Annotated in this window: 13 protein-coding genes; 11 read left to right on the top strand and 2 right to left on the bottom strand. The window is 36.4% G+C overall.

From position 1 onward, the window contains the following. Nucleotides 1–24 precede the first annotated feature (24 nt). The 8 genes from CP368_RS04445 to rpoD all read left to right on the top strand — a co-directional run bounded on the left by CP368_RS04445 (nucleotide 25) and on the right by rpoD (nucleotide 9,383). The gene (locus tag CP368_RS04445) at nucleotides 25–984 is read left to right on the top strand and encodes a PhoH family protein (protein WP_087176056.1); all 960 of its coding nucleotides are present in this window, start codon (nucleotides 25–27) and stop codon (nucleotides 982–984) included. A gap of 2 nt (nucleotides 985–986) precedes the next feature. After that, nucleotides 987–1,511 (top strand): rRNA maturation RNase YbeY, encoded by a 525-nt coding sequence (gene ybeY / locus CP368_RS04450; protein WP_087176057.1) that lies wholly within the window; start codon nucleotides 987–989, stop codon nucleotides 1,509–1,511. Further along, the gene (gene era / locus CP368_RS04455; protein ID WP_025005643.1) at nucleotides 1,512–2,417 is read left to right on the top strand and encodes a GTPase Era; all 906 of its coding nucleotides are present in this window, start codon (nucleotides 1,512–1,514) and stop codon (nucleotides 2,415–2,417) included. Further along, nucleotides 2,417–3,169, top strand: a complete 753-nt coding sequence (recO, locus tag CP368_RS04460; protein WP_098044000.1) for a DNA repair protein RecO — start codon at nucleotides 2,417–2,419, stop codon at nucleotides 3,167–3,169. Before era ends, recO begins: the two co-directional genes overlap by 1 nt. Nucleotides 3,170–3,422: 253 nt before the next feature. After that, complete coding sequence (gene glyQ, locus CP368_RS04465; RefSeq protein ID WP_087176058.1) at nucleotides 3,423–4,340, top strand: glycine--tRNA ligase subunit alpha; 918 nt, start codon at nucleotides 3,423–3,425, stop codon at nucleotides 4,338–4,340. Next, nucleotides 4,333–6,396, top strand: coding sequence for a glycine--tRNA ligase subunit beta (glyS, locus tag CP368_RS04470; RefSeq protein ID WP_098043999.1), 2,064 nt, complete (start codon nucleotides 4,333–4,335; stop codon nucleotides 6,394–6,396). Before glyQ ends, glyS begins: the two co-directional genes overlap by 8 nt. A gap of 22 nt (nucleotides 6,397–6,418) precedes the next feature. After that, entirely contained in the window at nucleotides 6,419–8,254 is a 1,836-nt protein-coding gene (dnaG, locus tag CP368_RS04475) for a DNA primase (protein ID WP_098043998.1), read from the top strand. A gap of 16 nt (nucleotides 8,255–8,270) precedes the next feature. After that, nucleotides 8,271–9,383 (top strand): RNA polymerase sigma factor RpoD, encoded by a 1,113-nt coding sequence (gene rpoD / locus CP368_RS04480; protein WP_056945521.1) that lies wholly within the window; start codon nucleotides 8,271–8,273, stop codon nucleotides 9,381–9,383. A gap of 59 nt (nucleotides 9,384–9,442) precedes the next feature. Here the strand turns inward: rpoD and CP368_RS04485 are convergent, their stop codons facing one another. Then, complete coding sequence (locus tag CP368_RS04485; RefSeq protein WP_025005647.1) at nucleotides 9,443–10,111, bottom strand: M23 family metallopeptidase; 669 nt, start codon at nucleotides 10,109–10,111, stop codon at nucleotides 9,443–9,445. Further along, the gene (locus CP368_RS04490; RefSeq protein ID WP_098043997.1) at nucleotides 10,112–10,552 is read right to left on the bottom strand and encodes an 8-oxo-dGTP diphosphatase; all 441 of its coding nucleotides are present in this window, start codon (nucleotides 10,550–10,552) and stop codon (nucleotides 10,112–10,114) included. 102 nt (nucleotides 10,553–10,654) lie between these two features. On the opposite strand from CP368_RS04490, the gene CP368_RS04495 reads away from it, so the two are divergent. Genes CP368_RS04495 through pepT form a run of 3 tightly spaced genes read left to right on the top strand, consistent with a single transcriptional unit; the run spans nucleotide 10,655 to nucleotide 13,393 of the window. Then, nucleotides 10,655–11,341, top strand: coding sequence for a class I SAM-dependent methyltransferase (locus CP368_RS04495; RefSeq protein ID WP_098043996.1), 687 nt, complete (start codon nucleotides 10,655–10,657; stop codon nucleotides 11,339–11,341). Then, nucleotides 11,334–12,131 carry a Nif3-like dinuclear metal center hexameric protein gene (locus tag CP368_RS04500; protein WP_098036331.1) on the top strand — a complete coding sequence of 266 codons (798 nt, stop codon included), beginning with the start codon at nucleotides 11,334–11,336 and terminating at the stop codon, nucleotides 12,129–12,131. Before CP368_RS04495 ends, CP368_RS04500 begins: the two co-directional genes overlap by 8 nt. Nucleotides 12,132–12,151: 20 nt before the next feature. Next, nucleotides 12,152–13,393, top strand: a complete 1,242-nt coding sequence (gene pepT, locus CP368_RS04505; protein WP_098043995.1) for a peptidase T — start codon at nucleotides 12,152–12,154, stop codon at nucleotides 13,391–13,393. Nucleotides 13,394–13,522: the final 129 nt, after the last annotated feature.

Consider the following 13,522-nt stretch of genomic DNA (forward strand, 5'->3'; position numbering starts at 1 on the left):
AGTAACAAGAAGGAGCGGGTCTTTTTGGCTCAAACAACTTTTATACCTCAAAAGGTAGAAGACATTCAAAAATTAGTTGGAGTTAATGATGGAAATCTAAAGCTTCTTTCAGAGGGTTATGATTTGTCTATTTCGGATACTGGCAATGAGATTGTAATTGTTGGAGATGATGAGGCAAATATTAAAAAGGCTATTGCTGTTTTAAAAGCGTTAGACAATGTTGTGAATACCGGCGTTAACGTTGGTGCGCCCGACACTGTGAGTGCGATGAAGATGGCGGATAAGGGTACAACTGAGTACTTTGCAGATCTGTATAAAAAGGTTTTAATTCGGGATGCTAAAGGTAGACCAATTAGAGTCAAAAATATGGGTCAAAAGCGTTATGTTGAAGCCATTGATAAATCTGATGTTGTTTTTGGAATAGGACCAGCCGGAACAGGTAAAACTTTTTTGGCTGTTGTCTGTGCAATCGCTGCCTTTAAAAAGGGTGAAGTTTCCCGCATAATTTTGACTAGACCAGCTGTAGAAGCTGGCGAGTCATTAGGCTTTTTGCCAGGAGATCTAAAAGAAAAAGTTGATCCTTACTTAAGACCAATTTACGATTCTTTGTACGCTATTCTTGGTACTAATACGACTGACCGCTTGATGGAACGTGGTGTAATTGAGGTTGCCCCACTTGCTTACATGCGTGGACGTACTCTTGATGATGCCTTTGTAATTCTTGATGAAGCCCAAAATACTACAGATGCACAGATGAAGATGTTCTTAACACGTCTTGGATTCAACTCTAAGATGGTCGTAAATGGAGATATGACTCAAGTCGATTTGCCGGGACGACAGCATAGCGGTTTGATCGATGCTAAGCATATTTTAAAGAATATCGACCAAATTAAGTTCATCAACTTCTCTGCAAATGATGTCGTTCGACATCCTGTAGTTGCCAAAATTATTACTGCTTATGAAAAAGAGGACATTAAAAATTAAAAATGGATCCAATTGATGTTACTTATCATGATGAAGTCGGATTTTTAGACGATAAGAATCGCGACTGGCAAGACTGGATTATGAAGTTATTGCTTTTAGCTAAAAAGAAAATTGGCAAAGATAATAACTTAGAAATGAGTATTAACTTTGTCGATGAAGACCGTAGTCATGAGATTAATTTGAAATATCGCGATAAAGATCGTCCAACTGATGTTATTTCTTTTGCAATAGAAGATGGTGAGGATGCAATTGATTTATCAGCTTTTGAAGATGATCCAGATTTTCAAGAAGATATTGGGGACTTGTTTATGTGTCCTAGCGTGATAAAGCGTCATAGTAAGGAATATGGTACAGGATTTGATCGAGAATTTGGCTATACAGTAGTTCATGGATTCTTACATTTAAATGGCTATGATCATATCAAACCTGATGAAGCCAAAGAAATGTTTGGCATTCAAGGAAAGGTATTGGAAGAATATGGGTTGCCATTATATCCTGATCAATTAGATGAAGGCAGAGGTAAATAGATGGAAGAAAAACAATTTAAATCTGGCTTTGTTGCTTTAGTTGGTCGACCAAATGTAGGTAAATCAACTTTAATGAACTATTTAGTAGGTCAAAAAGTAGCAATCACATCAAGTAAGCCACAAACAACGCGTAATCGTATCTCAGGTATTTATACTTCAAATAAAATGCAAGTTGTATTTGTTGACACGCCAGGTATCTTTAAACCTCATTCAAAACTTGACGATTATATGGATAAGGCTAGTTTATCTAGTTTAAATGACGTTGATTTAGTCTTATTCATGGTTGAACCTGAGGAAATTGGTAAAGGTGATCAATATATTGCTAACTTGTTAAAAGAAGTTAAGGTACCAGTATTTTTGGTAATTAACAAGGTTGATCAAATTCATCCTAATAAACTTTTGCCAATTATGGATTCATATCATAAACTTGAGGGTTTTAAAGAAATACTACCAATTTCTGCTACTCAGGGTATTGGTATTGAAGATTTACTTAATACAATTAATAAGTATTTACCAGAGGGCCCACAATATTATGGTGCTGACCAGATCACAGATCGCCCAGAATATTTTGTGGTAGCCGAACTTATTCGTGAACAAATTCTGCGACTAACTTCCCAAGAAGTGCCACATGCTACCGCAGTTGCAGTTGATCAAATGAATAAGCATCAAAATGGCAAGTTACTAATAGAAGCTACTATTTATGTGGAGAAAGATGGTCAAAAAGGCATTATTATCGGTAAAGGTGGTAAAATGCTCAAACAGATCGGTATTAATTCACGTAAAGAAATAGAGCATTTACTTGGTGAAAAAGTAAATCTACGCCTTTGGGTTAAAGTTCAACACAATTGGCGTTCAGATCCAAGCTTTTTGAAACTTATTGGCTACGACAAGAAGGAGCTTAGTTGATGGCACGTGAACTGAAAGAAGTTCAGGGCATCATTTTTAAAAGGCAAAAATATAAAGAAGCAGACTTATTAGCTAAGATCATGACTAAAGAAGATGGCATTATTACATTGATTGTGAAAGGGGCATTGAGACCAAAATCACAATTGAGTGCAGCGACATTGAATTTCTCAATGGGTACATATGTCATTTATACAAACGGTCATGGTTTAAGCAATCTGCGTACATATAAAGAAGTGAAGCAGTTTGACGATTTGTACCGTGACTTGACGAAGAATGCTTACACTTCTTTTATTTTTGACTTAATTGATCACGCTTTTGTCGAATATCAACCTCTTGGTAAATATTATGACTTAGCGGTTTTTGCCCTGAAGAAGATTGATGCTGGTGTAGATAATGAAATGATTACGCAAATCGTACAGATGAAAATGTTAAGTGCTTTTGGAGTTGAGCCCGAATTGCGTCATTGCGTTATTTGTGGCAAGGAAAAAGGTACATTTGATTATTCGATTAAATTAGGCGGAATTATTTGCAGTGATCATTTTGCAGTAGTAAATAGTCGGCTGCATTTAATGCCTAAGCAGACTGCAGTATTGCGCACAATCGGACTTTTACCTATTAATCGGTTGGGCAATATTGAATTAAATGCTGAGACTAAAAAAGCAACTCGTAAAGCAATTGATCGTATCTATAGAGAAACAATCGATTTAAATCTGAAAACTAAAAAATTTTTAGATGAAATAAAGCTGTTTTAAAGTCTGGTTTTAACCTAATTCATGTGTTAAAATAAACACGTATTTGACGATGATGAGGATTTAAAAAAGTACTAATTTAGCGAGTGTCGATAGGTGGAAGGGCACATTAGGAAAAGGCACCTCTAGTCATATTCAATTAAGTGCAGGAAGAATACTTCCTGAATTAGGGTGGAACCGCGATAATATTTCGTCCCTATGCAAAATTTTGCATAGGCTTTTTTTATGGCCTAGCGCAGGAGGAGAATTAAGGAAAATGGCAGATAAGAAATTAAACATTCAAAATATGATCTTTAAGCTGGAACAATTCTGGTCCTCCAAAGGTTGTATGATTATGCCTTCATATGACGTTGAAAAGGGTGCAGGTACTATGAGTCCTTACACTTTTCTTCGTGCAGTTGGTCCAGAACCATGGGCAGCTTGTTATGTAGAGCCTTCTAGAAGACCTGCAGATGGTCGTTATGGTGAAAACCCTAACCGGTTATTCCAACACCACCAATTCCAAGTTGTTATTAAGCCAGCTCCTAAGGATATTCAACAATATTACTTAGACAGTTTGAAGGTTTTAGGTATCGATCCTTTGGAACACGATATTCGTTTCGTAGAAGACAACTGGGCTAATCCATCAATGGGTTGTGCCGGTGTTGGTTGGGAAGTATGGCTTGATGGTATGGAAGTTAGCCAATTTACTTACTTCCAAGTTGTTGGTGAATTAGATGTTAAGCCAACTATGAGTGAAATTACTTATGGTGTTGAAAGACTTGCATCATACATTCAAGACGTTAACAATGTCTTTGACCTTGAATGGGGCGACAGCGTACTTTACCGTGATATCTTTAAGCAACCCGAATATGAACATTCTAAGTATGCTTTTGAAGAATCAGATCAAGAACAACTTCTTAAATTCTTCGATATTTATGAATCAACTGCTAAGCGTTTACTTAGTCAAAATCTTGTACACCCAGCATACGACTATATCTTGAAGTGTTCACATACTTTCAACTTGCTTGATGCTCGTGGCGCTGTTTCAGTAACTGAACGTGCTGGTTACTTATCAAGAATTAGAAACTTGGCTCACGAAGTTGCTGTTAAGTTTGTCGAAGAACGTGAAAAGCGCGGCTTCCCATTACTTAAGAGTGCAGAAGATAAGAAAGCGGGGGTAGAAAATGGCTAAAGATTATTTATTTGAAATTGGTACTGAAGAAATGCCAGCTCACGTTGTTCCACGCAGCGTTAAGCAATTAGCTGACAGAACAAGAAAGTTTTTAAAAGAAAATGGCTTAAAATTCAAAGATATCAAGACTTTTTCAACTCCACGTCGTTTAACTCTTTTGGTAGAAGACTTAGCTGAAAAGCAAGATGATATCGATGAAATTAAAAAAGGTCCTGCAAAGAAGATTGCCCAAGATGCTGACGGTAATTGGACCAAGGCTGCACAAGGTTTTGCTCGCGGTCAAGGTATGACTACTGATGATATTTACTTCGAAGAACTTAAGGGTACTGAATATGCTTACGTTCACGTACAAAAAGAAGGTAAAAAAGCTAGCGATATCTTGCTTGGCATGAGCGATATTATTAAGGCAATGACTTTCCCAACTAAGATGCGTTGGGATTCAAATGATTTTGAATTTGTTCGTCCAATTCACTGGCTTGTATCATTATTTGGTAGCGATGTAATTCCTGTTAAGATTTTGGATATTACTGCAGGTCGTAAGACTCAAGGCCACCGCTTCTTAGGTGATTCTGTTGTCTTAGCTAATGCTGACGACTATGAAGACGCATTGAAGGATCAATACGTAATCGCTAATGCAGAAGAACGTAAAGACATGATTGTTAACCAAATGAACGAATTGGTTAAGAAGAATCATTGGCAAATTAAACCAGATAAAGATTTACTTGAAGAAGTTACTTACCTTGTTGAATATCCAACTGTTTTTGCTGGTTCATTCGATGAAAAGTACTTAAACATTCCTGATGAAGTTTTAATTACTTCAATGAAGGATAACCAAAGATACTTCGAAGTTTACGATGAAAATGGCAAGTTAATTAACCACTTTATCGCTGTTCGTAACGGTAACAAGGATTACCTTGACAACGTTATTTCTGGTAACGAGAAGGTATTGGTTGCTCGTCTAGACGATGCTCAATTCTTCTATGATGAAGACCGTAAGTATCCACTCAGCCACTTTGTTGATCGTCTTAAGAATGTTTCATTCCACGATAAGATTGGTTCAATGGCTGAAAAGATGCAACGTGTTCGCATGATTGGTGATTACCTTGCAAAGCGTTGGAATTTACCTGAAAATGTAGTTACTGATTTTGATCGTGCAAGTGAACTTTACAAGTTTGACTTAGTAACTCAAATGGTAGGTGAATTTGCAGAACTTCAAGGTGTAATGGGGATGCATTATGCTCGTCTTGCTGGCGAAGATGAAGAAGTTTCAGTTGCTATTAAAGAACACTACATGCCAGCTACAGCAGAAGGTCCACTTCCAGAAACTACAGTAGGTTCATTATTATCAGTTGCAGATAAGATTGATACTATCATTACCTTCTTTGGTGCAGGTATGATTCCTACATCATCTAATGACCCATATGCACTTCGTCGTTATGCTTATGGTATTGTTAGAATTTTGCTTAATGAAAAATGGTCACTTCCATTTAATGAAGTATTACCAGAAATCATTAACATGCTTGGTGGTGTAACTCCAGCTAAGCTTCCTAAGGGCGATGCTGAACAAGAAATAGCCGACTTTATTCGTGATCGTGTAAAGCAATACTTACAAAAGAATAAATTTAAGTATGATATTGTTGATGCTGTTCTTGCTTCAAGTCAACAAGATCCAAGTCAAATTTTAGCTGCTGCTAATGTATTGCAACTTCACCATGATGATGAAGAATTTAAGCCAGTGGTAGAAAGTTTGACTAGAATTAACAACATTTTGAAGAAGGCTAAGTTCACTGGCAAGGTTGCTGTTGATGAAAGCTTATTTGTTGATAATAGTGAAAAAGAACTTTATGCTGGTGTTCAAAACTTACAAAATATTGACAGCTTAGCTGATTTGTACCAAGGATTTGTTCATTTACAACCAGTAATTGATCAATACTTCGAAGCTAATATGATTATGGATAAAGATGAAAAAGTTAAGAATAATCGTTTAGCTCAATTGTTTGCTATTAGTGAATTAGCTGATCGTTTAGGCGATTTGAGTAAGTTGGTTATTAAATAATTAGATAGAAAAGGTGTTTCATATGGCTGGACGAATTCCTGAAGATTTTATTGCGGAAGTTCGCAGTAACGTTAATATCGTGGATGTAATCAGCCAATACGTCTCACTTGAAAAGAAAGGCAAAGACTATATCGGTCTTTGCCCTTTTCATCAGGAAAAAACACCATCTTTTACGGTGAACGAGGAAAAACAGTTTTTTAAATGTTTTGGTTGCGGTAAGGGTGGCAATGTCTTTAAGTTTTTAATGTATAAAGACAATCTAACTTTTCCTGAAAGTGTTCAACGAGTTGCTGAATTTGCTCACATTGCAATGCCAGCTGATTATAATGCAAATGGTGGAACAAAATTAAGTCCCATTATGCGTATTAATAAGGACGCGGTAGACTTTTATCATCGTGTGTTGTTAACTACCAAAGCTGGTGAGCGGGGGATGCAATATGCAAAAAAACGTCAATTAGATTCTGATACACTTGAGCATTTTAAAATAGGCTATGCTCCTAAAGAAGATAATGTTTTAATAACTTATCTGAGAGGTAAGGGGTATAAGGATGACGAATTAGCGCAAAGTGGTTTATTTGTACAAACTCAGGACGGTCGATTATTTGATCGTTTCCGCGATCGCCTTATGTTTCCTTTAGAAGATGAAAATGGTCGTTCCATTGGATTTTCTGGACGTCGAATTTCAAATGATAAAACTGAAGCTAAGTATATGAATAGTCCAGAGACTGAAGTTTTTACTAAGTCTAAAGTTTTATTTCATTTTGCGGAAGCCAAAAAAGCGGCTCGTAGTGAAGATCATCTAGTTCTATATGAAGGGTATATGGATGTAATTGCTGCTTATAAAGCTGGAATCAAATCCGGTGTTGCTTCAATGGGGACTAGTTTGACTGATGATCAAGTTTACATGTTGCGTCGTGTAACTCCAAATATTATTGTCAATTATGATGGTGATGATCCGGGGGTTCACGCTGAAGAACGTGCAGCACGAATGTTTAGTAAAGACGGCAATTTTAATTTAGGAATTGTTGTCCTGCCAGAGAAGCTTGATCCAGATGAATATGTAAGAAAATATGGCGCTGAGAAGTATCGAGGAGAAATAAAGGGTGCTTTAACTCCTACAGATTTCTTTCTTAAGAGATTAGCTCAGAAATACAATTTAGATAATGATCGCGAAAAAATTACATATTTAAATGAAGCAGTTAAAGAAATTAGTCAGGTTAAAAACCCAGTTGAACAAGATATGTATCTGGAAAAATTATCTAGATCAGCTGGTGTATCGCTTAATTCTTTAAAAGCTAACTTAGCTCGTGAGCGGCGGAAAAATAATCGTGCTCGCAGTCATACTCGAACTCGTAATCGTGATTATTATGCTCAACAACCAAATGATTTAAATCTTGGTGATCCTGCTACGAGTGTAGACACATTGCCGATTCAGCAAACAGAAGTGCAAAAGCATCCCAGTCAGTCACGTTTGCTTTATTTATTTATTCATTCGGCAAATGCTCAACAGTATTTACAGGAAGGCAAGTTTCATTTTCCTGATCAAGATTATGAAACTTTATCCCAGTTATGGCTAAAATTTGCTGCAACGCATGAGAATCCACAAATTGATAGTTTTTTAGATTTTATTCCTGAGCAACTTCAAGGTATAATAGTAGATGCTGAACTAGCACATATGCCGAAGGATTTTACAATTCAAGAAATTAATGAGCACGTGTTTGCACTTCAAAAGCGCAGCATTTATTCCCAGCTGAATGAGCTTCAAAATCAATTGCAGGATGCTAAGCGCAGAGAAGATGTTCAAAAAACAATAGAAGTTACTCAAAAAATTATTGAGTTGAAGAGAATCTTAGGTTAATTAAGGAGGCTTTTTAGTGGCAGAAAAAGAAACTACACAAAAACTATCTTTAGACAAGATGGTTAAGAAAGTCGTTAAGGACGTTAAAAAAGACAAGATAATCACAGAAAAAGATTTCACTGCTCGTCTGATTAAGCCATATAATTTGCAGGGTAAGGCTGTCGATCAACTAGTACAAGAGTTTGAAGATAACGGTATTAGTATTGTAGATGAGAATGGGGATCCATCACGACTAGCCTTAAAGAAACAAAAAGATGTTGAAAAGGCTGAATTAAAAGATATGTCTGCACCATCCAGCGTTCGAATGAACGATCCAGTGCGGATGTACCTGAAAGAAATTGGACGTGTACCTCTTCTTACTGCTGATCAAGAAATTGCACTTGCCAAAAGAATTGAAGAAGGGGACGAAGAAGCAAAGCAAGAATTGGCTGAAGCTAACCTTCGTTTGGTAGTTTCTATTGCTAAGCGTTATGTGGGACGTGGAATGTCATTTCTTGATTTGATTCAAGAAGGTAACATGGGGCTAATGAAAGCCGTAGATAAGTTTGATTATCGTCTTGGATTTAAGTTCTCTACTTATGCTACTTGGTGGATTAGACAAGCTATTACTCGTGCTATTGCAGATCAGGCTCGTACAATCAGAATTCCTGTCCACATGGTTGAAACGATCAACAAGTTGATTAGAATTCAACGTCAATTGTTACAAGACTTAGGTCGTGAACCAACTCCAGAAGAAATTGGTGCTGAAATGAATATGTCAACCAATAAGGTTCGTGATATTCTTAAAATTGCACAAGAGCCAGTTTCTCTTGAAACTCCTATTGGTGAAGAGGATGATTCACACTTAGGTGACTTCATTGAGGATAAGGATGCAACTAGTCCAGAACAACATGCTTCTTATGAGATGCTTAAGGAACAACTTGAACAAGTACTTGAAACTTTGACTGACCGTGAAGAAAATGTTTTACGTTTGCGTTTTGGTCTTGATGATGGCCGTACTCGTACTTTGGAAGAAGTAGGTAAGGTATTTGGCGTAACTCGTGAACGTATTCGTCAGATTGAAGCTAAGGCTTTAAGAAAGCTTCGTCACCCAAGTCGTTCAAATCAATTGCGTGACTTTATGGATTAATTATCTAGATCTATAAAAAAGACGTTAAGCATTTGCTTAACGTCTTTTTTTGATTTGCTTTATTGTTTGCTGACTTTTCCTTTAGCGATATCATCTTCAATGATCTTCATTGGGTTGAGCCAAGTACCATTGTCTTTCCAATAGTAGCGACATGGTACACCATGTTTATCAATGTATTTCTTGTCTGTCTTAGTTATTCCTAAGTGGATGTGAGAACCGGTTAAGCGACCGATCTTTTGGCCTAACTTAATCTTTTGGCCCTTCTTTACGTAAATATCTGTGATGCTGAGAAAACCTTCTTGATAGATTTCTACATAGCCATCATCAGAAATCACCCAAACATATAAGCCAAGGCCTGGAGCATACTTAACTTTATGAACTGTCCCAGCATGCACAGCATAAACAGTGGAGTGTCCTACTTCGCTGAAGCCGAAGTCGTAACCATCGTGGAAGTAACTCTTAGTAGGGTAGTAACGTCTAATTATGTCAGTTTCACCGAATTTTTGGCCTGATTTAAATTTTATTTTCTTTTCGTAAAGGCGTTTAAAAGGATAACCCCAGGTAACCTTATGAACTACTTTTTTCTTCTTTTTAGGCTTTTTCTTTTTTACGACTTGAGTCTGAGGTCTATTGGCATTTAAATCAAAGTGCCAAAGCGGTACCGAAGCAAAAATAATAATTGCAATTAATGCAATAAAAAGCGATACTTTGCTTTCTGTTTTTTTCATCTAAAAAAGTTCATCTCGTTTTCCATCAAGCATATGTTCACTAACATTGGGATCAAAGAACACTGGTAAATCATGATCAAAATTATAAGCTAGTTTATGTTGCTGCAGCTCTTCTTTAGTCATCCAGGTTAAAGTTCCTTCATCTGATGCCTTGACTGTCCCCGTAAATTTATCGGCAGTATAGAAGAAAACTAAATAACGCTCATGATTGTGATCATAAAACTGTTTTACTCCAACAAGTCGTGGATGAGAAATTGTTAGTCCTGTCTCTTCTTTAATTTCTCGAATAACTGAATCACAAAAAGACTCATGTGGTTCGATATGACCACCAGGAAAGGTAAGACCTGGCCAAACTGGATCGTTACGATCTAAAACCAAAATCTTATTTTTGTTTTTGATCATACACATGTTAGTTAAAGTTACTGTTTCAGTTCTTTTCAATGCAAAAACCCACTTTCTCTGTACGATTATAGCAAAACATGACTAAAAACAATTACTAAATATGCTAAAATTTGATTAAACATACTCTTTATGGAGGATTAAATGAACTTAAGATTAAATACGCTGGCAAAAATGGTTGATCCTGACAGCAAAGTTGCAGACATTGGAACCGACCATGCTTATTTGCCAATTGAATTAGTTAAATCAGGAAAAATAAAATTTGCCATTGCAAGTGATGTAGCTGAAGGTCCGCTTGAAAATGCTAAAAGTGATATTGCAGAGGCAGGTTTAAGTAACCAAATTGAAACGCGTTTAGGCAATGGCTTGGAGACTATTACTCATCAAGATCAAGTAGATACTGTTGTTATTGCTGGTATGGGCGGTAAATTAATGGTAGATATCTTGGATACAGCTTGGAGTAAAGATTTTCAATTTAAGAATTTAGTGCTTGAGCCTAATATCGGTGAAGCAGGCGTACGTAATTGGTTAATGATGCATAATTATCAAATTGTAGCTGAAAAGTTAATTGCGGAAGCAGGCCACACTTATGAATTAATTAAGGCAAGATTAACTTCAGACAAGCATGATTTAACTGAAAAAGAGATTTTCTTTGGCCCATTTATCATGCGTGAAAAAAATCCAGTCTTTTATCAAAAGTGGCAAGGGCAATTGCAATATTATGAAAAATTGCTGCAAAATTTGAATAAAGCACGCAAGAAAGATGAAGACCGTATTAATGAAGTTGAACATAATATTCAACTGATTAAGGAGGAATTAAGCGATGACTAAAGTTAAAGATATAGTAGAACGCTTGAGACAAGATTTCCCAGAAGACATTGCTTCTAAGGGCGATCCTGTTGGCATGCAAATTGGTTCAATGGATGCTGATGTTACTAAAGTAATGACTACTTTAGATGTACGTCCGCAAGTAGTTGAAGAAGCTGTCAAAAAAGGCATTAATTTTATTGTTAGTCATCACCCAGTAATGTTTAGACCAGCTCGCAATTTGAACTTTGCCAATGCGCAAAATGCAATGTATGGCGAGATTATCAAAAATGGAATTACTGTTTATTCAATTCATACCAATTCTGATAAAGCTCAAAATGGTTCTGCCGATTGGCAGGCTGAAGAATTAGGATTAAAAGATGTAGAGCCATTTTGTTTAGATGATGATGGCATTGCAATGGGACGTAAAGGTAAGTTGCCTAAAACAATGTCAGCTTATGATTTTGCCTATTATGTTAAAGATAAAATGAACATTAAGATGGCTAGACTGATTACTGCAGATAATGAAAAACAAATTTCTACTGTTGGTTTTATTTGCGGTGATGGTGGTAAATATTGGACTAGCGCTTTAGATGATAATCTAGATGCCTTTATTACTGGTGACGTTTACTATCACGTAGGTCATGATATGATTTCATCAGGCTTAACAGTTGTTGACCCTGGTCATTATACTGAAAAATTGTTTAAATATAAGGTATATGATCGTCTCAAGAAATGGAACGAAGAAAATAATTGGAATGTTGGTGTTGAATTTTCGGAAGTTTCAACCAATCCATTTCAAGATTTATTTTAGGTAGAAAGAGGACAGAGTAAATGGAATACCCAAACTTATTGGCAAGATTTTTAAAGTATGTAAAAGTAAATTCACGTTCAGATGAACATTCTGACCGTTTTCCTTCAACTGAAAGAGAAGAAAACTTCCAAAAGAACGTCATTATGAAGGATCTTGAAGACTTAGGTTTAAGTGACATTCATTACAACCAAAAAGCAGGTAGTGTAATTGCTGAAATTCCTTCAAACGTTGACTATGATGTTCCGGTAATGGGCTTTTTAGCACATAGTGATACAGCTGACTTTAATTCAGAAAATGTTAAGCCACAAATTCATGAAAATTATGATGGTAAAAGCAAGATTCAATTAGGTGACTCAGATTTTTATCTTGATCCCAAGGTCTTCCCACACTTGAAGAATTACAAGGGTCAAACTATTATTACTGCCTCAGGCGATACCTTGCTTGGTGGGGACGACAAGTGTGGTGTTTCTGAATTAATGACTTTTGCGGAATACTTAATGAATCATCCAGAAGTTAAGCACGGTAAAATTCGTTTGGCATTTACTCCTGATGAAGAAATTGGTACCGGTGCAGAACATTTTGACGTAAAAGATTTCGGAGCCGATTTTGCCTTTACTGTTGATGGTGAAGCACCTGGTAAGCTTGACTGGGGAACTTTCTCAGCAGCACAATTTAGCCTTGATATTCAAGGTGTGAATGTTCACCCAGCTGTTGCTAAAGGTCAAATGATTAATGCAATTCAAGTAGGTATTGATTTCCATAATCAATTGCCAGAACATGATCGTCCAGAGCACACTGATGGTCGTGAAGGCTTCTTCCACTTGATGAATTTTGATGGAACCGTTGATAATGCTCATCTTGATTATATTATTCGTGACTTTGAACGTGATGGCCTTGAAGAACGTAAGCATTTAGTTAAATCAATCGTTGACAAGATGAATGCTGAATTTGGTACTGAACGAATCAAGTTAAAGATGTGGGATCAATACTACAACATGGCTGATGAATTAAAGAAGCACATGAATATCGTTGATTTAGCTAGGGATGCATACAAGGCAGAAGGCTTAGAAGTTAATGAAGATCCAGTTCGTGGTGGTACAGACGGCTCTCAATTAACTTACATGGGTTTGCCATGTCCTAATATTTTTGCCGGTGAAGAAAACATGCATGGCCGCTACGAATATACTGTGCTTGAATCAATGTATAAAGCGGTCGATGTCATGATTAAGATGGCAGAATTAAATGCGGAAAGAGCTAAGTAGTGAAACTATTTTAGTCATAATCATTTAAAATATATACTTTTAAACAACATGAAATCATTGATAAACCAATGAATTATTTTAAACTTTATCTTATAAAAATAATTCACTGCTATTATTAAAAGCTTATAC

The organism is Lactobacillus sp. UMNPBX17, from assembly GCF_002553735.1.
GTDB classification, from domain to species: Bacteria; Bacillota; Bacilli; order Lactobacillales; family Lactobacillaceae; genus Lactobacillus; species Lactobacillus gallinarum.

Bases quoted from the DNA above. Each gene is read 5' to 3' on its own strand.
- ybeY (WP_087176057.1), top strand. From the start codon at position 987: ATGGATCCAATTGATGTTACTTATCATGATGAAGTCGGATTTTTAGAC.
- era (WP_025005643.1), top strand. From the start codon at position 1,512: ATGGAAGAAAAACAATTTAAATCTGGCTTTGTTGCTTTAGTTGGTCGA.
- recO (WP_098044000.1), top strand. From the start codon at position 2,417: ATGGCACGTGAACTGAAAGAAGTTCAGGGCATCATTTTTAAAAGGCAA.
- glyQ (WP_087176058.1), top strand. From the start codon at position 3,423: ATGGCAGATAAGAAATTAAACATTCAAAATATGATCTTTAAGCTGGAA.
- glyS (WP_098043999.1), top strand. From the start codon at position 4,333: ATGGCTAAAGATTATTTATTTGAAATTGGTACTGAAGAAATGCCAGCT.
- dnaG (WP_098043998.1), top strand. From the start codon at position 6,419: ATGGCTGGACGAATTCCTGAAGATTTTATTGCGGAAGTTCGCAGTAAC.
- CP368_RS04485 (WP_025005647.1), bottom strand. From the start codon at position 10,111: ATGAAAAAAACAGAAAGCAAAGTATCGCTTTTTATTGCATTAATTGCA.
- CP368_RS04495 (WP_098043996.1), top strand. From the start codon at position 10,655: ATGAACTTAAGATTAAATACGCTGGCAAAAATGGTTGATCCTGACAGC.
- CP368_RS04500 (WP_098036331.1), top strand. From the start codon at position 11,334: ATGACTAAAGTTAAAGATATAGTAGAACGCTTGAGACAAGATTTCCCA.
- pepT (WP_098043995.1), top strand. From the start codon at position 12,152: ATGGAATACCCAAACTTATTGGCAAGATTTTTAAAGTATGTAAAAGTA.